At 55.8% G+C, this 18,803-nt stretch carries 21 protein-coding genes; 12 read left to right on the forward strand and 9 right to left on the reverse strand.

The window, feature by feature from the left end; genetic code table 11:
- Positions 1–25: 25 nt before the first annotated feature.
- Both K0H79_RS14450 and K0H79_RS14455 read right to left on the reverse strand, forming a co-directional pair.
- A complete protein-coding gene (locus K0H79_RS14450; protein WP_220078174.1) occupies positions 26–1,267 on the reverse strand; it encodes a serine/threonine transporter in 1,242 nt (413 codons plus the stop codon).
- A gap of 413 nt (positions 1,268–1,680) precedes the next feature.
- Complete coding sequence (locus tag K0H79_RS14455) at positions 1,681–4,281, reverse strand: acylase (protein WP_220076271.1); 2,601 nt, start codon at positions 4,279–4,281, stop codon at positions 1,681–1,683.
- A gap of 217 nt (positions 4,282–4,498) precedes the next feature.
- On the opposite strand from K0H79_RS14455, the gene yjjX reads away from it, so the two are divergent.
- The 6 genes from yjjX (at position 4,499) to K0H79_RS14485 (ending at position 10,211) form a co-directional block, all read left to right on the forward strand.
- The gene (gene yjjX, locus K0H79_RS14460) at positions 4,499–5,041 is read left to right on the forward strand and encodes an inosine/xanthosine triphosphatase (RefSeq protein ID WP_258405402.1); all 543 of its coding nucleotides are present in this window, start codon (positions 4,499–4,501) and stop codon (positions 5,039–5,041) included.
- A 75-nt stretch (positions 5,042–5,116) separates the two neighbouring features.
- The gene (locus K0H79_RS14465) at positions 5,117–6,055 is read left to right on the forward strand and encodes a bifunctional helix-turn-helix transcriptional regulator/GNAT family N-acetyltransferase (RefSeq protein WP_220065424.1); all 939 of its coding nucleotides are present in this window, start codon (positions 5,117–5,119) and stop codon (positions 6,053–6,055) included.
- Between the two features lie 105 nt (positions 6,056–6,160).
- Positions 6,161–7,198 carry an NADP(H)-dependent aldo-keto reductase gene (locus K0H79_RS14470; protein ID WP_220076273.1) on the forward strand — a complete coding sequence of 346 codons (1,038 nt, stop codon included), beginning with the start codon at positions 6,161–6,163 and terminating at the stop codon, positions 7,196–7,198.
- A gap of 171 nt (positions 7,199–7,369) precedes the next feature.
- Positions 7,370–8,599: an aminotransferase class V-fold PLP-dependent enzyme gene (locus K0H79_RS14475; RefSeq protein WP_220076274.1), complete on the forward strand. Its 1,230-nt coding sequence runs from the start codon at positions 7,370–7,372 to the stop codon at positions 8,597–8,599.
- A 17-nt stretch (positions 8,600–8,616) separates the two neighbouring features.
- The gene (locus K0H79_RS14480) at positions 8,617–9,075 is read left to right on the forward strand and encodes a SufE family protein (protein ID WP_220076275.1); all 459 of its coding nucleotides are present in this window, start codon (positions 8,617–8,619) and stop codon (positions 9,073–9,075) included.
- Positions 9,072–10,211 (forward strand): membrane dipeptidase, encoded by a 1,140-nt coding sequence (locus K0H79_RS14485; RefSeq protein ID WP_220076276.1) that lies wholly within the window; start codon positions 9,072–9,074, stop codon positions 10,209–10,211. Before K0H79_RS14480 ends, K0H79_RS14485 begins: the two co-directional genes overlap by 4 nt.
- Before the next feature lie 102 nt (positions 10,212–10,313).
- On the opposite strand, the gene K0H79_RS14490 is transcribed toward K0H79_RS14485, so the two are convergent.
- The 3 genes from K0H79_RS14490 to K0H79_RS14500 form a co-directional block, all read right to left on the reverse strand.
- Complete coding sequence (locus K0H79_RS14490; protein WP_408733354.1) at positions 10,314–10,607, reverse strand: YciI family protein; 294 nt, start codon at positions 10,605–10,607, stop codon at positions 10,314–10,316.
- A 124-nt stretch (positions 10,608–10,731) separates the two neighbouring features.
- A complete protein-coding gene (locus K0H79_RS14495) occupies positions 10,732–11,622 on the reverse strand; it encodes a CPBP family intramembrane glutamic endopeptidase (RefSeq protein WP_220076277.1) in 891 nt (296 codons plus the stop codon).
- A gap of 352 nt (positions 11,623–11,974) precedes the next feature.
- Entirely contained in the window at positions 11,975–12,862 is an 888-nt protein-coding gene (locus tag K0H79_RS14500) for a DUF368 domain-containing protein (protein ID WP_408733396.1), read from the reverse strand.
- Positions 12,863–13,181: 319 nt separating this feature from the next.
- Here K0H79_RS14500 and K0H79_RS14505 point away from each other — a divergent pair, with 319 nt between their 5' ends.
- A complete protein-coding gene (locus K0H79_RS14505) occupies positions 13,182–13,658 on the forward strand; it encodes a hotdog fold domain-containing protein (protein WP_220067924.1) in 477 nt (158 codons plus the stop codon).
- A gap of 81 nt (positions 13,659–13,739) precedes the next feature.
- Here the strand turns inward: K0H79_RS14505 and K0H79_RS14510 are convergent, their stop codons facing one another.
- Both K0H79_RS14510 and K0H79_RS14515 read right to left on the reverse strand, forming a co-directional pair.
- Complete coding sequence (locus K0H79_RS14510) at positions 13,740–14,471, reverse strand: pseudouridine synthase (protein WP_220076279.1); 732 nt, start codon at positions 14,469–14,471, stop codon at positions 13,740–13,742.
- Between the two features lie 11 nt (positions 14,472–14,482).
- Entirely contained in the window at positions 14,483–15,109 is a 627-nt protein-coding gene (locus tag K0H79_RS14515) for a metalloregulator ArsR/SmtB family transcription factor (protein WP_220076280.1), read from the reverse strand.
- Positions 15,110–15,272: 163 nt separating this feature from the next.
- On the opposite strand from K0H79_RS14515, the gene K0H79_RS14520 reads away from it, so the two are divergent.
- From K0H79_RS14520 to K0H79_RS14530, 3 genes are read left to right on the forward strand one after another with little or no spacing between them, the layout of a single operon-like run.
- Positions 15,273–15,857 carry an NAD(P)H-dependent oxidoreductase gene (locus K0H79_RS14520; protein WP_220076281.1) on the forward strand — a complete coding sequence of 195 codons (585 nt, stop codon included), beginning with the start codon at positions 15,273–15,275 and terminating at the stop codon, positions 15,855–15,857.
- 26 nt (positions 15,858–15,883) lie between these two features.
- Positions 15,884–16,267: a VOC family protein gene (locus K0H79_RS14525; RefSeq protein ID WP_220065434.1), complete on the forward strand. Its 384-nt coding sequence runs from the start codon at positions 15,884–15,886 to the stop codon at positions 16,265–16,267.
- Between the two features lie 40 nt (positions 16,268–16,307).
- Positions 16,308–16,736 (forward strand): VOC family protein, encoded by a 429-nt coding sequence (locus tag K0H79_RS14530; protein WP_220065435.1) that lies wholly within the window; start codon positions 16,308–16,310, stop codon positions 16,734–16,736.
- On the opposite strand, the gene K0H79_RS14535 is transcribed toward K0H79_RS14530, so the two are convergent.
- A complete protein-coding gene (locus K0H79_RS14535) occupies positions 16,690–17,112 on the reverse strand; it encodes a DUF1971 domain-containing protein (protein WP_220065436.1) in 423 nt (140 codons plus the stop codon). The two genes, K0H79_RS14530 and K0H79_RS14535, sit on opposite strands and share 47 nt — an antisense overlap.
- A gap of 79 nt (positions 17,113–17,191) precedes the next feature.
- Here K0H79_RS14535 and K0H79_RS14540 point away from each other — a divergent pair, with 79 nt between their 5' ends.
- A complete protein-coding gene (locus tag K0H79_RS14540) occupies positions 17,192–17,692 on the forward strand; it encodes a YcxB family protein (protein WP_220076282.1) in 501 nt (166 codons plus the stop codon).
- 43 nt (positions 17,693–17,735) lie between these two features.
- On the opposite strand, the gene K0H79_RS14545 is transcribed toward K0H79_RS14540, so the two are convergent.
- Positions 17,736–18,272, reverse strand: coding sequence for a GNAT family N-acetyltransferase (locus K0H79_RS14545; RefSeq protein WP_011760900.1), 537 nt, complete (start codon positions 18,270–18,272; stop codon positions 17,736–17,738).
- Between the two features lie 228 nt (positions 18,273–18,500).
- On the opposite strand from K0H79_RS14545, the gene K0H79_RS14550 reads away from it, so the two are divergent.
- A complete protein-coding gene (locus K0H79_RS14550; protein WP_220065438.1) occupies positions 18,501–18,767 on the forward strand; it encodes a hypothetical protein in 267 nt (88 codons plus the stop codon).
- Positions 18,768–18,803: the final 36 nt, after the last annotated feature.

Below are 18,803 nucleotides of genomic sequence, written 5' to 3' on the forward strand. Positions count from 1 at the left end.
CGCCATGGGCCGCCCTTGAATCAACTCAGGCCGCCAGACCGTAGAGGATGGCAGTCATCGACAGCAAACCAGCAACTATCACGAAGATATTGCTGATGCGGCCACGGTAGGCCTTGAGCGCTGGCACCCGATACACGGCGTACATGGGCATCAGGTACAGGATGGCGGCAATAATGGGGCCGCCGAGGGCTTCAATCATGCCGAGGATACTGGGGTTAATCACGGCAACCGCCCAGATAGTCAGGAACATAAAGCCCAGGATAAAGCGGTTCAGTTTGGCTTCGTTGACCGGCTTGCCCTTGCCTTCGAGCTGTTTCTTGATAATGCCACTCATGCCTTCGCTGGCGCCCATGTAGTGGCCGAAGAAAGAGGACACTATGGCCACAAAGGCGATGAAGGGGCCAAAGTAGCTGACGAAACCACTGTCGAACACGTTGGCAAGGTACGACAGAATCGGCAGGTTCTGGCTCTTGGCCTCGGCCAGCTGCGCCGGGCTTAAGGACAGCACGCAGGAAAACACAAACAACATCACAAAGCCCACCAGCATCATGGCGGTGTTGCGCAGGATGATATCGGCCTTGCGGGAAGCATTGCTGCCATGGTCTCGCTTAAGCGACACCGCGAACTGACTGATGGCGGGCGAGTGGTTAAAGGCGAAAATCAGCACGGGAATGGTCAGCCAGATGGTACCGAGGAAGTCTCCGGCGGCAGGCACTTCGCTGACGGCGGCCAGGTTCCAGTTGGGCATGAGGTACAGCGACATAAAGGCGAGAATCGCCACCAGCGGGTACACCAAAAACTGGGTCACCTTGAGCATTATTTTTTCACCGGCCACCATCACCGACATCATGCCGAAGATAAGCACGCCTGAGAGCAACCAGCGCGGCAGCGACTCCATGCCCAGCTGGTTCACCATAAAGCTGTCGACCACGTTGGTAATACCCACGCCATAGATAAGCACTATGGGATAAATCGCGAAGAAATACAGCACAGTAATGGCTTTACCGGCGCCCTTGCCAAAATGCTCTTCCACCACCTGGGTGATATCGCTTCCGGCAATGGATGAAGAGCACACAAAACGCGACAGCCCCCGGTGGGCGAGGTACGTCATGGGGCCAATCAGGAGCGCCATCATCACCAGCGGCCAGAAGCCGCCCATACCGGCATTAATGGGCAAAAACAAAATGCCTGCGCCCACGGCGGTGCCAAACAGGCTCAGCATCCAGGTGGTATCCTGCGCCGTCCAGGGCATGGCATTGCTGGGCATGGCTTTGTTGGGCTGTGAAACTGTGGAAGAGATGCTTGCCTGCGTGGCAGGGGCTGTGAGGGTTTCGTTGGACATGGGCTCAACCTTGGCACCAGGGGTGCGATAAACGTTGGGGTCTGAGTCGTGATAGACACTGGTGTATGAGTGCGACTCAAAATTCGCGGCAAGGATAGTCAAAAGGCAAGAGCCCGCCTTTGATCGACGGCCATTTTTCGTAATTAAATTTCACCAAGTGCTGATATTGGGATCGCGGTCCCGCATATTACGTAATTTATTTTCAGTTAAGTTGCCATCTCTTAACCCGCACTTAACCGCTGGCAACCAAGCCGATACAAGGGCGCCTGTGAGCAGGGTCTGGCAAACAAAAACCGGCCCTTGGGGCCGGTTTTTTTCTGTGCAGTTTACTGCAAATGTTAACGAATGCTGTCGCCCGAAAGTTCCAGCGTCTCTTTTACATCCGCCGCAATATCGGCTTCAGCAAACAGGAACGGACGGAAGCGCTTCTGGGTAGAATACAGTAGCGTCTGGTCGGCAAATTCAGGCCTTAGGATATTGCTGGTTTCCGAGTAAGTCAGAATGCCACGGGCATCCACGCCGGTATCGGTAAAGTTCACCGCCATCATCCAACTGGAGCCATAACGAATTTGATACCCCTTGTCGGTGAGCCCTGAGCGCAGTGGCTTGCCGCTGAGCACATCCAGGGATGGCGCATAGCTGTGCTGTGGGATAAGGGTGTCATCACCGCTGGTGCTGGTGGAAAACACGTTAAAACCGCCCTCGGCGTTGTGACTGCCGGGCCATGGCAAACGCTGTCCGCTTGGCAAACCGTTGGGCAGCGAGCGCTCCACAAACTGCACATTGCCCAGAGGGGTATCCACGGCAAAACCGGCGTTCTCCAGGTTCAGTGCCGCCAGCGCCAGCGCCCTGAGGGCACTGCCATCGGTGGCCAGGGTATTAGGCGTAGATGCCGCAGCCGTGAAATCAAAGGGGACGGTCAGCATGGTGTCTTCGCTGAAGTTATGGGCAAACTCACGCAGGAGCGCCCCACCAATGCTGTCGTTATCCTGTTTGCCGTTCCAGCGCGTCAAGGCATCGCAGGCAGCGCTGATGTCTTTGGACACGCCCTCTGCCAGCATCACAGGGGTAGAACCCTGGGCATCACACTGGGCCAGCAATTCCGGCAACACCATCTCGGCCAGGTAGCTGTGGTTACCCAGCACCGCCGCTTCCAGCTCGTCGAGGTTGAACTTGCCATCGCTGCCACCGGCCTCAGCCATCAGCTTAAGCCCCATGCGGGTACGCAGGGTTAAGCGGCCACGCTCCGGGCCATACATGGGCGAGAAGAACTCCAGTGGTGACGCAAGGTTGGTTGACCAGAAGGAGTTGTTGGAGTTTTGTACAAAGTCGCTGCGCTCAAGCTTGGGCGCCCTGTTGTATGGCATGGGACCATCGAAGGCAAAAAGCGAAGTGTTCCCCGGCAATATGGTAAAACCGGCCTGAGCGCGGGCATCACGAATGGCCTGCTCGGTGCGCAGCAACATCACGGCTGCATCGGACAAGCCGGGCACTGTGGAGTCGTCGATGTAGAAGGCGTTACCCTCTTTATCGGCGTACATGGTGTTGTTGAAGATGACACCATCATGGTCTTTGAATGCCTGCTGGAACTCATCCTTGTTGGTGGCCAGGTTCATGGCCAGCCAGTGATCCAGCGGGTCCATATTGGCCATGTTGGCATCCTTGAGCATAAAGGCCTGGCCATCATCCCAGCCAAAGGGCGCGAGATTGGCAGGGGCCTCTATCATCACGGCATCATCTGTGTAGTACACCTCTTTTTCCGCCACCAGAATGCCCGCAGGTCCGGCATTCACCAGCACCTGCACGGTTTCCTCGTGAACATTTTTGGCTTCACCGTCCACCAGATATTGCATCCGGTCACCTGACTTAAGCTCCAACTGATACACAATAAAATGCTCGGCAGTGGAGAAGGTGTGCGTCCAGGCAAGGTTTTCGTTAAAGCCAATGTTGATGGGACCCGGCATGCCCACCAAAGAGCCGCCCATCACATCCAGATGACCGGGGATGGTGGCATGTGATTGCCAGAATCTCAGGTTACCCGTGTGGGGGAAGTGGGGGTTGCCAAGCACCATGCCACGGCCGCTTTCGGTTTTATCCTTGCCAAGGCCCCAGCCATTGGACCCCAGATCCCTTGGGTTGGTGTCCGGCGTTTGAATGCGCGCGGCGCGGGCAATGAGGCGCTGGTTTACATCATCCGCAAACGCCTTGGTGGCGGCCGAAGCAGGCGCCGACTTGGCAGACGCGGTAACAGCGGCCGGCCCCACGATACGCGGCAGGTATTCGGTGCCATCGCCGGGGTTAGCGTAAAAAATCAGGTCGAGGAAGTTGGCGGCACCGGGCAAGAGGGCAATGGAGAAGAGATAAGTCACCACATCTTCCGGTACTATGGGCTTCACCCAGGGCTGACCTGCACAGAAAGGTTCGGCCTGCTCTTTACCTTCGGCCACATCACTGAGGTACTGGTTATAACCGGCAACAAAACCCGAGATCAGGGCGCGGGAATTGTCGCTGAAACTGGGCCACTTGGCCTCCGCCAGCGCCCTTATCTTCAATGCCTTATAGGCAAAATCACTGATAAGATTGCCGTTATCTTCAGATTTCGGCATACCCGTGGTGAAGTCCAGGCTGGCATGCGGGCCAAAATACAGCGAGCGCTCTGAGTTGGCCTTGATAAAGCCATCCGCCAGAATGCAGAGGTTATCCTGTGCCTGCACATAGCCATTACCGAAGCCTAGGCTCTCCAGGTTGTCGGCTTTGATATGGGGAACCCCGTAAGAGGTGCGGCGGATATTAACTGAGAGTTTTCCGTCTGGCGCGAAGGCCTGCAGCGACGTGTCGGAAGGAGGTGTCGTCACAGCGTCGTTGTCGCTGTCGTTACAGCCGGTCAGCAAAATCATGCTGCCCAGTCCCATGGCGATAAAGAGTTTGTTGAATGTCATAATTATTAGTCTCGTTAGAATCCCCTTCCCTGCGACAGGAACCCCTGTATCCCTTTAAAAAGGAACGCAAAAAAGAGGAGCATATGTCGTATCCCGAAGGGTGCTTGCCCTGACTCGCCGCTGACGCCAAAATAGCGGTCCGTTTCGAGCAAAAACACCTCGGACCATTTAAACAGTCATTTAAACAAACGTCTACATGTTGGAAATAATTAACACAATGACATTAACAAACATCAAGGTGCTGGTCGGCTCCAAAAACCCCATCAAGGTTGCCGCCGCCAAAGGCGCCATCGAAGCCCTGTACCCACAGGCCGAAGTCGAATGTCACGGTGTATCCGTGCCATCCGGCGTACCGGACCAGCCCATGAATACCGCTGATACCCGCCTTGGCGCCATCAACCGTGCCAAGGCCTGTCACGAACTGGGCAACGCCCACTTTTACATAGCCATGGAAGGTGGCGTCGACGAACTGGAAGACGGCCCTGCCACCTTTGCCTACGTGGCCATAGTGACAGACTCAGGTGAGATGTCGGTCGGCCGAAGCAGCCAGTTACCCCTGCCAAGGCAGATTTATGCCGCCCTTCAGGCCGGTGAAGAACTGGGCCATGTGATGGATAGAATGTTCAATACTGTGAACATCAAGCAGGATGTGGGCGCCATCGGCTTACTGACCCACAACGCCGAGAGTCGTGGCAGCAGCTATCGCCAGGCCCTGATCCTCGCCATGGCGCCACTGTTGTACCCTGAGCTGTATCGATAATAACAACCGCACCTCTTGCCTAAGGTTAAAAAACTGTTAGATTAGTTGTAATTCGCAACCAAAAAAAACCACAACATGGTCAGAAGCACCCAAGTTCAGGAATCCCAGGCCCGTGAAGTCCGCCAGCTTTCACGGCAACTGATACGTCAACTCGGTATGTTGGCGGGCGCCGTTGGCAAACTGCCCCTAAGCCCGGTTCAGGCCCACGCCCTCATTGAACTGGGGCAGCAAAGCCTGTCCATCAAACAGCTCGCCCAACTGCTGAATATCGACAAATCCAACGCCAGCCGTGCCGTGACTCATCTGGTGGAAAAAAAGTTGGTGGAAACCCGGGTACACCAGCGGGACAGCCGCAGCCTGCAAGCCAGTTTGACTGCCAGGGGCCGAACTATGCTCGAGCGTCTCGACGAGCAGCAGGACAACTATTTTCTACAGGTATTGGCCCAGCTGACTGACGAAGAAGCAGGACAAATCGCCCTGGCATTGGGGCGTTTTCAGCGAGCCATAGTGCAGGCCAAGGCCCAGGACGGCATTGAAATCCGTCCACTCACACCCGAGGACGACGCCGCCATTGCCGCAGTGATCCGCGAAGTATCAGCGGAATACGGACTGACGCCGGACAAGGGGTACGGTGTGGCCGACAAGACCCTGGATTGCCTCAGTGAGGTCTACAGTGTACCCGGCGCCGCCTACTGGGTGATTTGTCAGGATGGCCAGGTGCTGGGGGGCGGCGGCATTGCGCCACTCGCCAGTGAACCCGGGGTGTGCGAGCTGCAAAAAATGTACTTTTTGCCGGTGATCCGCGGCAAGGGCCTTGCCAGGCGTCTTGCCAACCACAGCCTCGCCTTCGCCCGCCAGGAAGGCTACAGGGAGTGCTACCTGGAAACCACGGCCGTGCTTCACGAAGCCGTAAAGCTCTATGAATCATTGGGCTTTGAACACCTTACCGCCCCCATGGGCAACACAGGCCACGATGCCTGCGAAATCCCCATGCTCAAGCGCCTCACCCTCTGACGCAATTTTGTGCAAGCGATAAAGCAAGGCCCTGTGCTGCCTTGCTTTATCAGCCAGAATTGATAGCTTCAAACTCATAACGCCTATCATGCTGAGGATGTTTTGATGGAATACCGCCGCCTGCCCCACTCCAATCTGGAGGTCAGCTCTCTGTGCCTTGGCACCATGACCTGGGGCGAACAAAATACCCAGGCCGACGCCTTTGTCCAGCTGGACTACGCCATTGGCCGGGGCATCAACTTTATCGACGCCGCCGAAATGTATCCTGTGCCGCCCCGCCCCGAGACCCAGGGGGCCACAGAAGAGATCCTCGGCAACTACCTCAAGGCCCGTGGCAATCGCGATGAACTGGTGATCGCCACCAAGATTTGTGCCCACGGTGGCAAGGGCGACTATATCCGCCCCAAGATGGCACTGGACTGGAACAACATCCACGAGGCCGTGGATGCGTCCTTAACCCGCCTGGGCATAGACACCATCGACCTGTATCAGCTGCACTGGCCCGACAGAAACACCAATTTCTTCGGCGAGCTGATGTACAAGCGTGACGATGCCGAGCACCAAACCCCCATTATTGAAACGCTTGAGGCCCTGGCCGAGCTGATTAGGGTAGGGAAAATCCGCTACATCGGTGTCTCCAACGAAACCCCCTGGGGCATCATGAAGTATCTGCATCTGGCCGAAAAACATGGTCTGCCACGCATCGTATCGATTCAAAACCCCTACAACCTGCTTAACCGCAGCTTTGAAGTGGGCATGAGCGAAATCAGCCACAGGGAAGAGTTACCGCTGCTGGCCTACTCGCCACTGGCCTTTGGCACTTTAAGCGGCAAATACCTCAATGGCGAATGGCCGGAGCAGGCACGTCTGACCCTGTTCAAGCGTTTTGCCCGCTACAGCAGCGACCATGCCAAAGCGGCCACCGAGGCCTATGTCAATCTGGCGCGGGAGTTCAGCTTGAGCCCGGCGCAAATGGCACTGGCCTTTGTGAACAGTCGCAGCTTTGTGGGCAGCAACATCATAGGTGCCACTTCGGTGGAGCAGCTGAAAGAGAACATCGACAGCCTGGATGTCAGCATGCCCGACGCGCTTTTTGAGCGCATCAACGCCCTTGGGGAAATCTACCGTTTACCCTGCCCTTAAGTTACGGGCTATAGTTACGGGCTATAGTTACGGGCTGCAGTGACGGGCTGCCAATCCAGATCAATTATTGCTTCAATTCCTGTTTCAATCCCGGCGCGGCCTTGCAATGGCCGCGCAAATCCTTAAAGATCAACTCAATCCCTTTTCGGCTACTGCTTTGACAGCGTTTTAATGAACATTCCCAGCCTTCGTAACCAGTTCCCTGCACTTGACCAACACATTGGCGATTATCCGCTGGTGTATCTGGACACGGCCGCCACCAGTCAAAAGCCCCGGCAGGTACTGGACGCCATGGCGAACTTTCTCACCACAGACAACGCCAACGTGCACCGTGCAGCCCATACCCTGTCGGGTCGTGCCACCGCCAGCTACGAAGCCGTGCGGGATAAACTCAAAGCCTTTATCCATGCCGTACGCCGGGAAGAAATTATCTTCACCCACGGCACCACAGAGGCCATCAATCTGGTGGCCAATGGGCTTAAACACCGTCTCAATCCCGGCGATGTCATCCTGGTGGACAGCGCCGCCCACCATGCCAATCTGGTGCCCTGGCAGCAGCTTGCTGCGCAAACCGGTGCCCGGGTCGAAGCCATTCCCCTCACGGCAGAGCTGCGTTTGGATATAGCGGCATTCGACGCGCAGCTTGAAGCAGGCGCCGCCCTGGTGGCGCTCGGTCATGTATCCAACGTGCTGGGCACTGTGAATGACGTAAAAATCCTCTGCGCCAAAGCCCGCGCCAAGGGTGCCCTCACCCTGGTGGATGGCGCCCAGGCAGTGGCGCATCAGGCCGTGGATGTGGCCGATATCGGCTGCGACTTTTACGTGTTCTCCGGCCACAAGATGTATGCACCCGATGGCGTGGGCGTGCTCTACGGTCGCTTCGAGGCGCTCGATAGCCTCACGCCGCTGCTCACCGGCGGCGAGATGATAAAAACGGTAAGCTTTGCTGGCACCCAATTTGGCGAGCTGCCAAACCGGCTCGAGGCCGGTACGCCGCCCATCGTCTCTGTTATCGGACTGGGAGCCGCAATCGACTTTATCAATAGCCTCGACAGGTTTGCGCTGCAGGCCCACGAGATGGAACTCATGGCCAGGCTTCGCGCCGGGCTTGAGGCGGTGCCGCAAATCCGCATTCACAGCCCCCACGATGACACGGCTTTTGCCCCCAACAGCGGCGCCATTGCCTTCAACCTGGGGGATGAACATCATCAGGATGTGGGAATCTTATTGGATCAGCAGGGAATTGCAGTTCGCTGCGGCCATCATTGCGCCATGCCGCTGATGAGCCTGATGGGCGTAAAAGGCTGCTGCCGTGCCTCCATCGGCCTTTACACCACCCCGAATGACATTGACCGTTTTCTCGCTGCCATCAAAGAAGCGGCCGAACTCTTATGCCCATGATCTGCTGCGAGGAAACCATGGAACTACATCCCTCCCCCACCGAGTTTTTAAGCCGCTATCAAGACAGCAGTGCCCCGCTCGCGCAGCTGGTTAGTCAGGTGCAACAAGCCCCCAACTGGCAGGAGAAGTACCGCGCCCTGATGCTGGGCGGTAAAGCCCTGGCGCCCCTGGCGCCTGAGTGGCAAACCGACGATGCCAGGGTGCGCGGCTGCGAGAGCGCCGCCTGGCTGTATCATTATGGCGAGCAGGGCAAACACTATTTTATTGCCGGATCCGAGGCGCGCATTGTCACCGGCCTGATAGCCCTGCTGCTGAGCGCCTGCTCCGGAAGAACCAGTGAAGAGCTGGCTGCCTTCGATGCAGCGGCCTATTTCAGCGCCCTGGGTCTGGAGGGGCAGCTCAGCCCATCACGCACCAATGGCGTGTATGCCCTGGCAAACCGTATCAAAGAATTAAGCCGCGAGGATACCCCATGACCAATCTGCACCGGCGCAGCCTGATAAAAGCTCTCGGCGCCAGCGCCCTACTGTCGGCCCTGCCCACTGGAGTGCTTGGTGCCAAGTCACTGCGACCCCTTTATATAGATGGCCTGTCGTTTTTACCTGACTCCCTGGACGACCTCGCCGCCTCCGGCCTCTCAGCCTATCTGTGTGATATCTCAGCTATTGAAGAAGTAAAACAGGAAGACGGCACCCTCAACTACAAGCGCACCTACGACGCCTGCATCAAGTCGATTGCCGAAGCCGGAAAGCGCGTAAGCGAAAACCCCAAGCAGCTACTGCAGGGGCTTTCAGCCAAAGACATACAAAGCGCCCGTGAGTCGGGTCGCACTGCGGTGTTTTTCCAGATTCAGGGGGCAGACTGTGTGGAAGAGCGCCTGTCCCAGGTGGATGAGTTCTACCAAAAGGGCCTCAGGGTACTGCAGCTCACCCATCACTATGGCAACAGCTTTGCCGGTGGCGCGCTGGACAGCGATGAGCGCGGCGGCCTGAATCTCCCCCTCAGTCCCAAGGGCTATGCCCTGGTGGATAAACTCAACGACAGCGGCATTCTCATCGACCTGAGTCACTCCAGCCCCCAAACCGCACTGGACACCTTAGCCGCCTCCCGCATGCCGGTGGTGCAAAGCCACGGCGCTGCCCGCGCCATCGTCAACCACGCGCGCTGCTCACCAGATCAGGTGATCCGCGCTATTGCAGACAGCGGCGGTGTATTCGGCACCTTTATGATGAGCTTTTGGCTGACGACCAACAGCACACCCACGGTTGAGCACTATCTGGCGCAGCTGAAACACGTTGCCAAAGTAGGCGGCATAGATGCGGTGGCCATTGCCAACGACTATCCGCTGCGGGGCCAGGAAAATCTGCTCAAACTCAACAATGACAACGCCGAAGGGGTGAAGGAGTATCTGGACTGGTGGCACAGCCTGCGGGCCAAAAAGGTACTCGGCTTCGACAATGAGCCGATGCACGTGGTGATCCCCGAACTCAATCACATAGAACGCATGAGCCGTATCCACGATGCCCTCAAGGGCGCAGGTTTCAGCGCCGCGGACACCGATAAAATCATGGGTGGCAACTGGCAGCGGGTGCTCGGCGCCGTGCTCGGCTAAGCACTGAATTTCAGGGCTTGCCACACACCCGCTCAAACGACAACAGGACCGCACCGGCGGTCCTGTTGTGTTCAGCAATACCGCTTTTTCAAGCCATTGGCATCAGAGGCTCAGCAGGGCTTCAAACCCCGGCGCCGCCTTGGATGGCATAAACCGGGTTATTTCCATATTGGCAATACCGTAACGAAAGAAGGGGTCTTCATTGAGGATGGCATCCAGTTGCTCGCGGCTGTCGAGGTGCGACAAAATCACTCCACCGGTACGCGGTGACTTGGGGCCGGATGCCAAAAAGTGCCCGAGGGCGTAGTGCTTATCCAGATATTCCAGATGGGCCTGCAGGTGTTTTTCGACCTCGGCAAGCTCAACCAAATAGGTCAGAGAGACAATAAACATCATTCAACTTCCTGTAAGAGATTCCATATACGGCAACGCCTGAGAAACCAGATTAGCATAGTCTGCGACGGCTGAAAGCAGGCAAAGTCATGTATTCAGCAATATTCGAAAAAGCAATGCCTCCCCATCACTGCGGGGCTGCGGGCAGCAATCGCCTGCTCTTACGGGCCCACAACAGGATTGCCGTGAACACAGCCGCCACCAGTACGACCGTCAGTATCGAGTCTTCCGGCCCAACTGTGCCGCCACTGAGCCAATTGGGGCCATGGTAGCTGCTCTCAAGGGGCGCTACCGCACGCCAATCATCGAGCCCGGACAGCGGCAAGCCGGTCAGCAGCACGGCAAAGTTCCAGGCAGCATGATGGGCGGCCACCACCCAGATATTACGACTCTGCACAAAAAGCACTGTCCAGAATGCTCCTATCAAGGTGCCCGAAATCACGGTGACCACCAGTTCTGGCGTGCCTAAATTGCTGTCCAGGTTGGCAATATGCAGCACCGAGAAGAACAGCGATTGCAGCCAGAGGGCAGGCACTGTACCCCAGGCGCTTTCCAATGCCTGAAACATCACGCCGCGAAACACCACCTCTTCCAGCGTGGCAGCCACCAGGATGACGCCTGCCACCCCAAAAAGTGCGCTGTCAAAGCCCCGATATTCATTGAGCTGATACACACCACAGGCAAAGAGCACCGCCGATGCCAGGGCAATCATGGCAACACCCAGCAAAGCACTCAGGGCTATGCTGCCGGGCTTTATCCCAAGCTCTGTGGGACGGCGCTTTTCAGCAAAGTGCACATAGCCCCAATAACCCAGCAGCAGACACAACAGAATACCGCCCCGGCGCACAGCGGCAAGCTCACTCTCACCGAGGGACAAGAGCTTGCCCAGAAGCGGGAGCAGTCCAAAACGAAACAGCGCTATGGCACCACCGATAAAGATCGCTGCGATGAAAAGCTTTAGCAGCACGCCCCTTAACTGTCGTACATGTAAAGTCAGCGTCCGTGTTTTCTCATCCATAAGTACATCCTGTTAGCCAATTCCCGGTCCGCATCGCTGACACCCAGGCAATAAATAGCGCACGCTATGCGATACAAGCTCAAAATTAATTGATTATCTACAGTAACTTACAGCCACATCGTTTGGCGAGTTAAAGTTAAGCAATAACTGATGGAAGTCTGTGGCCTGTACGGATGGATGCTGGCACTGACATCAGTTAAAACCCCGACTCAGACTTCCACTCAGTTACCTACCCCGCCATCACAGTAAGGCGACAGCGGCCGTGAAACCCGTGCAAACCAGCCAGAAAAAGCAAAAAGCCCGCTCTCGCGGGCTTTTTGATATTCGTTGCCGATGTTTATCACAAACCGAATCAGTGGCTCGGTTTACCTTCGCCCAGTTTCTCGATAATCAGCACCAGAACTATACCCACCAAGGCGCAGACGATGGCAAAACCCAGCTGGGATGACTCGCCGGTGAGCTGCTCGAAACCCCATGGCGTGAGGTTTTGCTGCGCCAGAGGTACCTGCTCGCCGTGGGAGTTGGTGCGCCAGCTTAAGGTTTCTTTCCAGGGCCAGATTTTACCCAGGGTGCCCAGCATCAAGCCGGTGAGGAAGAAAATGGTGGCGTCGTGAAATTTGCGCAACAGCATCGACAGCAGGTGGCTGAAACTCAGGATGCCGCAGACAGCACCAGCCGCAAAACAGGCGAGGATATCCAGCTGCAGGCCCTTGGCGGCGGCGAGCACTGCTGGGTAGAGGCCAAGCAAGAGCAGGATAAAACTGCCGGAAATGCCCGGCAAAATCATGGCACAGATGGCGATGGCGCCGCCGAGGAACACATTAAGATAGGTGGCGGGTATTTCGGTGGGGGTGAGTACAGTGATACCCCAGGCCACCACAGCGCCCAGGATAAAGAGCGCAATGCGCCCGGCATCGAAACCCTTTACCTGCCGCAGCATATGCCACACCGACACCAAAATCAGGCCGAAGAAGAAGGACCAAACCGGAATGGGGTGATGCGCCAAGAGGTATGAAATCAGCTTGGCGAGGCTGAAGATACTGGTCAGAATACCGCCAAGCAGACACACCAGAAAGGTGCCATTGATACGCGCCCAGGCGGCCTTGCCGCCCTCATCCCGTATCACCTTGATGAGAGAGGGATTAATGGCGCGGACACTGTCCAGCAGCTTGTCCAGAATGCCGGTAATAAAGGCGATGGTACCACCGGATACACCGGGCACCACATCGGCCGCGCCCATGGCGAGCCCTTTAAAGTAAGTCAGTAAGTTGTTCACCCAATTCCCCAAAAAATACCGGCACTTGGCCGACACTGTCCTTATTGTTGCCGCCGATTATATGTCGGCTTGGCAGCGGCTGAAAATGAACTTTGTGTTAGACCGGCACGAAAGCCACCGGACTCCCCCACAGCGCCATCATAAAGCCGAGCCCTCTTGCAGATGGTTAATGCCATGTTACACTGCGACAAAACAAACAGGCCAGACCAGTTGCAGATTCACAGCAAAGCAACCACTGCGCCCGGATAACAAGATGCAGCACCCACAGACAGGAAGCAAAACCATGGCAGGCAAACCCAACAAGGTAATGGCCCTTTACCAGAAGCTCATTCCCTATCCCTTTGGCAGAGTTATTTTTTCCAAAATGGTGGCCCGCATGGCGCCCTACTTTGGCACCATAAAACCACTCATTACCGAACTTCGACCCAACTACTGCGAATGCTTTATCAAGAAGCGCAATGCCGTGCATAACCACATCAAAACAGTGCACGTGATAGCCATCTGTAACGGCCTGGAAATGGCCATGGGCGTGATGGCCGAAGCCTCAATTCCGCCACATCTGCGCTGGATCCCCAAGGGTATGAGCCTGGATTACACCGCCAAGGCCGGTAGCGATATCCGCTGTGTGGCTGAAGTAAAACCGGAAGACTGGCAGGAAGGCGATTTGCTGGTGCCCGTGACCGCCTACGACAAAGACGGCGTGGTGGTGGTAAAGGGCCATATCAAGCTTTGGATCTCCCTTAAACCGCCCAGGGCCTGAACCGATTCCCCTATCTGGGTGTTAAAAATAAAAAGACTGATATTTCAGTCTTTTTCTTTATCTTTTCAGAGGCTTCTGCCTTCAATCGTGTGGCGATTCGACGCCCTGCAGACAGGCCAGCTTTTCATCTTCGGTCAGTGGTCGCCATTGCCCGGGGGCAAGCTCTGGGTCCAGCATCAGGGCACCGATGCGGTTTCGGTGCAGTCCAACAACCGGATTTTGAAAACGGCCAAACATGCGCTTGATTTGGTGGTACTTACCTTCACACAGCTCCACCCTCGCCTCGCGCTCACCGAGGATGACAAGCCTGGCAGGCAGGGTGGTGATGTTTTCGGTCTCAAAGTAAAAGCCGCGCTCAAAAGCGGCGACATAATCTTCTGTGAGCTCATTTGCCAGAGTCACCCGGTATTCCTTGGGCACATGGGCACCGGGTTGCATCATGGACTCGGACCAGCGGCTGTCGTTGGACAAGAGCACCAGCCCCGAGGTATTCAAATCCAGCCTGCCGACTATGTGTAAGCCTGTTCTGAGCGCCTCAGGGATAAGGTCGAGCACGGTTTTATGCTCTTTGTCTTTGGTGGCCGATACCACGCCCACGGGTTTATGCAGCATCAGGTAGCGCGGTGTTTCAGCGCGAAGGGCGGTATCGTCTAAATAAATCTGGCTGAAGGGCCCGATTTGCAGCGCCATCTCCAGCGCTGCCTTGCCATCCACAGTCACCCGCTCGGCTTTGAGCAGTTCGCGAACCGCTTTTTTGGGGATATTGAGGGTTTTGGCCAGAAAGCTGTCAAGCCTACCCCGGGGGGAAATCATGGTTCTGCGCCTTATTCAGCAATGGCCGCAGTGATACGATAGGCGCAGCGGCGCGCCCCTTCAATGATGTGCTCGCTGCGCTCCACTGAGACACCTTCACCCAGCAAACGGCGAAACAGCATGAGCTCCGAGCGGCAAAAGCTCTGGCAACTGGTTGCGGCGGCGCAAATGGGGCAGTGATTCTCGTACAGCCACCAGACTTCGCCCTCATTTGCCACGGTCGCCATATAACCTTCTTCGCTGCGAATGGCCGCCAGTTGCCCGATGCGCCCGGCAAGGGTGTTTTCGCTGGCCATACGCTCGAGGTACGCCTGCTCAGAGGCCGCTTCGCGGTGACTAATCAGGGCATCCATACCCGCATCGCCAAAAATCACCTTAACCGAATCAATCAGCCTTAAAGTCAGTTCGCTGTGGCGATCGCCAAAGTGCTTTTGCGCCGCATCGGTAAGTGTCCAGTAGCGTGCCGGGCGGCCGCGGCCCTCGCTGATGTCTTCATAGGCGAGATTACCTTCGGCTTCCATGGCCTGCAGATGTTGCCTCACCCCCATGGAGGTCAGCCCCAGCGATTCGGCCAGACCGGCGGCGGTCATGGGCCCTTGCTGTTTCAGCAAATCGAGGATTTTCTGGCAGGTTTTCATGGTTTCATCCAATACATAAATGCGGCTGTTCTGGGCTCTATTATGGATAACAAAAGTATTAAGTAAACTTTTTTGTTTATTTTTAGCTTTACACAATTAAGTAAAGCATTTACCTTACAAATTAATTTGGAAACAAAAAACTTTACTAATAAGGAAAGCCACCATGAAACTCAGCATCATCAACGGCAGTCAGCGCCAGGGTTCACAAAGCGGCAGGGTAGCCGAATTCATCAAGGCGCAAAGCCACAGCTTCAGCGACGTAGAAGTGATTGAACTGGCTGAGTATTCACTGCCTTTCTGGGACGGTGACAGCCGCGAAAGCAAGGGCGAAGACTGGGCTGTTATCGAGGCCAAACTCATTGCCAGCGATGCTTACGTGCTCATTACCCCGGAGTGGAGCGGCATGGCCACACCTGTGCTGAAGCAACTGTTGATGAATGCCAGCGTGCCTGTGACCGGCCATAAACCCGCGCTGCTGGTGTCGGTTTCATCCAGCCTCAACGGGGTGTTCCCACTGAGTGAACTCATGGTAAGCGGCAATAAAAACAACAAGATGGTGTTTATTCCCGCCAACGTCATAGTGCGCAATGTAGAAGAGGTGCTCCACCCGGTGGCAGAAGCCGAACAAAGCAGTCGCGATAAGGCCATCCGCGGGCGCATTGCCGAGTCTGTGGCCTTGCTCGGCCACTACACCGAGCTGCTGTTACCGATGCGTCAGTACCGGGATCCCTTTCAATACGGCATGTAACCACACCGACAGACACAGGAGGCAAGATGAGACTGAATCAAATCACCCTGAGCGTGACCGATATGGCTGCCGCGGTGGAGTTTTACCTGACTCTGGGCGCGATACAGATAGTGGATACACCGCACTATGCCCGCTTCGCCCTGCCGGAAGGTGACGAGAGTTTTTCCCTGCACCTGCGCAAGGAGCCGCCCTCCCCGGGTCACTGCCTCTACTTTGAGAGTGAGCGACTGGACGAGTGGGTGGCAGAACTGAAAACCAAGGGCATATCTTTTAAAGCAGACCCGGAAGATAAACCCTGGCTGTGGCGTGAGGCCGAGCTGACCGACCCCAGCGGCAATACCATTAAGTTGTTTTATGCCGCCGAAAATCGCCTGAATCCCCCCTGGCGGGTGGAAAAACGTAAATACTGAAACCAAATATTCGCAACTAACCACGACAAGGAACGCAATCATGGTACATCTGGAACACATTAATCTGGTCGTGCATGACCTGGAAAAGAGCCTGAACTTTTACAAAGCCGCCTTTCCCCATTGGCAGGTTCGGGGTGGCGGGGATGGCAGCTGGTATGGCAAACCGCGCCAATGGCTGCACTTTGGCGATGATTATCAATACATTGCGTTAAATAATGATGGAGATGGGGAGAGCCGGGATCTCACCGGTCATCAGCCGGGTCTGGCCCACTTTGCCTTTGTGGTGTCGTCGCTGGATGCCCTGATTGCCCGCCTCGAAGCCGCCGGTTTTGCCATTGCCAAAGACGGTGCCCCTGATTCGGGCCGACGCAACGTGTACTTTATCGACCCCGATGGCATGGAAGTGGAGTTTGTGGAATACCTCAGCGATCTGCCTGAAGTTCGCAATCAGTATCCTCAGTCTGTTTAGTCACGGGCGTCGGTTCGGGATCCAGGGGTTCGAGAAAGAGCCCCACTGTACTGCTGACATCGACATTGCTTTCCTGCAGGCTTTCATGGGCAAACACATTGAGTCTAAAACGGGTATCGTCGGTAAGCAGCTTAACGCAGTAACACTTGCCCGGGTGAGTCATGGCCCTGTCGTTGGCGCGCAGATGCACCTCAATACCGGGCTTGCCATCTGTGTCGCCAAAGCCCTGCCACAGCAGCTCGCCTTCAACCACCTCGATTTGGCTGTAGAAGCCATTTCGGGTACGATGCTGCGACAACAGCAGCTCAGGTATATCATTACCGCCGAATATCCGGGTGGAACCCACTGGAACATAATTTTTCGGTATCAATGCCATTGGCGCTGTCTCCGGTTTCACCTGAATTTAAGGCTGCTTTGGGAACATATCCCCAGCCACCAAACTCTTGAGCATCGCAATGCCGACAAGTTTAAACCACCAGCACAGTTTTATCCTGAATCGCGCCCATTTTGAAGAGTGCTTCGATGAATCAGTCACTCCATTGACAGGCCCCAAACGCCATATCAAAACCCTTGGATTTGGCCTGATGACCTTTGCACTGCTGGCAAGCCCGCTGCCATCCTACGTGGGATGGTTTTTCCTCGGATTAACGGTACTGGAATTTTTAAGCGTGCGGTATCAGCGCACCTGGTGGCTGTGGCGACAACTCATGAGCCGCGCCGCCGGCAATGAAGTCACCCTCACTGTCACCGACACCCTGCTGATAACAGAATCACTGGGGCAAAAGCGCGAGCTGGCCTGGGACAGCCTGGATGCGATTACCCCAACGGCAAGAGGCTTTTTATTGCAGCGGGGCCGCGCCCGCCAGTATTTGTCTGCCTCCGGGTTATCGCCGGAAGCGCTGGCTTTCCTGACACACTTTAACAGTGCCAATGACGCGGAGCAGACCGAGCAATAGCACGCGCCTGGCCGACTGAGCACCGGCCTTATCGGCACAAGTTTCAGCCGAAGTCGCGGCAGCTGGCCATCAAAAAGGCATCCACGTATTCGCCGCCCCGAAACGCGTAGCCTATGGCCTCACCTTCAATCACAAAGCCGTGACGCTTGTAGAGTTTGATGGCGGCGTGGTTGTCTGTGTACACCTCAAGCTCGATGCGCCTTACCGCCAGCCAGTTATGGGCCAGTTCCATCATGGCGGCCAGGAGCGCCGAGCCCACACCTATTCCCTGATAGTCTTCACTCACGGCCATACCCAGATTGGCAACATGTTTTCGTCTTGGATTAGCGAAGACCTCCATGCCGGCCTGCCCCACTATTTCACCATCGATTTCGGCCACCAGGCTGTAGCAATTGTCCGGTAAATCCCCCAAACGGCGCTGCCATTTCTCCAGTGATGGAAAGGGATGCTGCAGGGTATTGGCAAAACAACTGGGCTGACTGTAAATGGCGCGAATGGCACCTATGTCATTGGCGTCGCTGTGGCGCACCTGAATGCGGCCATCAGTCGTTCGGTAGATGCTGGGCGATTGCGCACTCATTGCTTCTAATTCCATGTAAGTTAAAGAGATTACTATGCCATCCCAGGTGAACACATCACAAGGGGAAGCGTTACAGCATCAAGGAAAAAAAATCTTTCCGACACCACTAAAATCTCGCGATATCCAAAGACTAAACTTACTGTCACAATAGCGCCGCCTCCGGGGCATTGTAAGGATGCCGAGCGGTACCTTGGTCCCGGTTGTTCTAACCCCTTGAAGGAACCCAAAATGCGCACCCCCTCAGCTATCCTCACCAAAGTCGCCCTGGCAATGGCGCTTGTGGTTAGCTTTGCCGTACCCGCCGAAGAAGAACCCACTCTCGACCTTCCTCCGGCCCCCAGTGAAGATGTCAAACAAATCAAAGAAGTCTGTCTGGAGCTCATCACAGAGCAGGAAATCCCACTCGAAGAGCAGGAAAGCTATTTGCTGACTTGCGTAAACGACCAGTTGTTCGAAATGGGCTATTTGGCGGTGGTGCAACAAGATCTCGACTGAACCAGTCTGAAGTCGAAAAAACAAAACGGCCCAAGG

Origin of the sequence: Shewanella sp. FJAT-52076, assembly GCF_019457455.1 — a bacterium.
Classification (GTDB): Bacteria; Pseudomonadota; Gammaproteobacteria; order Enterobacterales; family Shewanellaceae; genus Shewanella; species Shewanella zhangzhouensis.

What these genes read in the sequence shown, in the direction of transcription:
- K0H79_RS14450 (WP_220078174.1), bottom strand. Translation starts at nt 1,267, where the DNA reads ATGCCCAGCAATGCCATGCCCTGGACGGCGCAGGATACCACCTGGATG.
- K0H79_RS14455 (WP_220076271.1), bottom strand. Translation starts at nt 4,281, where the DNA reads ATGACATTCAACAAACTCTTTATCGCCATGGGACTGGGCAGCATGATT.
- yjjX (WP_258405402.1), top strand. Translation starts at nt 4,499, where the DNA reads ATGACATTAACAAACATCAAGGTGCTGGTCGGCTCCAAAAACCCCATC.
- K0H79_RS14465 (WP_220065424.1), top strand. Translation starts at nt 5,117, where the DNA reads ATGGTCAGAAGCACCCAAGTTCAGGAATCCCAGGCCCGTGAAGTCCGC.
- K0H79_RS14470 (WP_220076273.1), top strand. Translation starts at nt 6,161, where the DNA reads ATGGAATACCGCCGCCTGCCCCACTCCAATCTGGAGGTCAGCTCTCTG.
- K0H79_RS14475 (WP_220076274.1), top strand. Translation starts at nt 7,370, where the DNA reads ATGAACATTCCCAGCCTTCGTAACCAGTTCCCTGCACTTGACCAACAC.
- K0H79_RS14480 (WP_220076275.1), top strand. Translation starts at nt 8,617, where the DNA reads ATGGAACTACATCCCTCCCCCACCGAGTTTTTAAGCCGCTATCAAGAC.
- K0H79_RS14485 (WP_220076276.1), top strand. Translation starts at nt 9,072, where the DNA reads ATGACCAATCTGCACCGGCGCAGCCTGATAAAAGCTCTCGGCGCCAGC.
- K0H79_RS14490 (WP_408733354.1), bottom strand. Translation starts at nt 10,607, where the DNA reads ATGATGTTTATTGTCTCTCTGACCTATTTGGTTGAGCTTGCCGAGGTC.
- K0H79_RS14495 (WP_220076277.1), bottom strand. Translation starts at nt 11,622, where the DNA reads ATGGATGAGAAAACACGGACGCTGACTTTACATGTACGACAGTTAAGG.
- K0H79_RS14500 (WP_408733396.1), bottom strand. Translation starts at nt 12,862, where the DNA reads ATGGGCGCGGCCGATGTGGTGCCCGGTGTATCCGGTGGTACCATCGCC.
- K0H79_RS14505 (WP_220067924.1), top strand. Translation starts at nt 13,182, where the DNA reads ATGGCAGGCAAACCCAACAAGGTAATGGCCCTTTACCAGAAGCTCATT.
- K0H79_RS14510 (WP_220076279.1), bottom strand. Translation starts at nt 14,471, where the DNA reads ATGATTTCCCCCCGGGGTAGGCTTGACAGCTTTCTGGCCAAAACCCTC.
- K0H79_RS14515 (WP_220076280.1), bottom strand. Translation starts at nt 15,109, where the DNA reads ATGAAAACCTGCCAGAAAATCCTCGATTTGCTGAAACAGCAAGGGCCC.
- K0H79_RS14520 (WP_220076281.1), top strand. Translation starts at nt 15,273, where the DNA reads ATGAAACTCAGCATCATCAACGGCAGTCAGCGCCAGGGTTCACAAAGC.
- K0H79_RS14525 (WP_220065434.1), top strand. Translation starts at nt 15,884, where the DNA reads ATGAGACTGAATCAAATCACCCTGAGCGTGACCGATATGGCTGCCGCG.
- K0H79_RS14530 (WP_220065435.1), top strand. Translation starts at nt 16,308, where the DNA reads ATGGTACATCTGGAACACATTAATCTGGTCGTGCATGACCTGGAAAAG.
- K0H79_RS14535 (WP_220065436.1), bottom strand. Translation starts at nt 17,112, where the DNA reads ATGGCATTGATACCGAAAAATTATGTTCCAGTGGGTTCCACCCGGATA.
- K0H79_RS14540 (WP_220076282.1), top strand. Translation starts at nt 17,192, where the DNA reads ATGCCGACAAGTTTAAACCACCAGCACAGTTTTATCCTGAATCGCGCC.
- K0H79_RS14545 (WP_011760900.1), bottom strand. Translation starts at nt 18,272, where the DNA reads ATGAGTGCGCAATCGCCCAGCATCTACCGAACGACTGATGGCCGCATT.
- K0H79_RS14550 (WP_220065438.1), top strand. Translation starts at nt 18,501, where the DNA reads ATGCGCACCCCCTCAGCTATCCTCACCAAAGTCGCCCTGGCAATGGCG.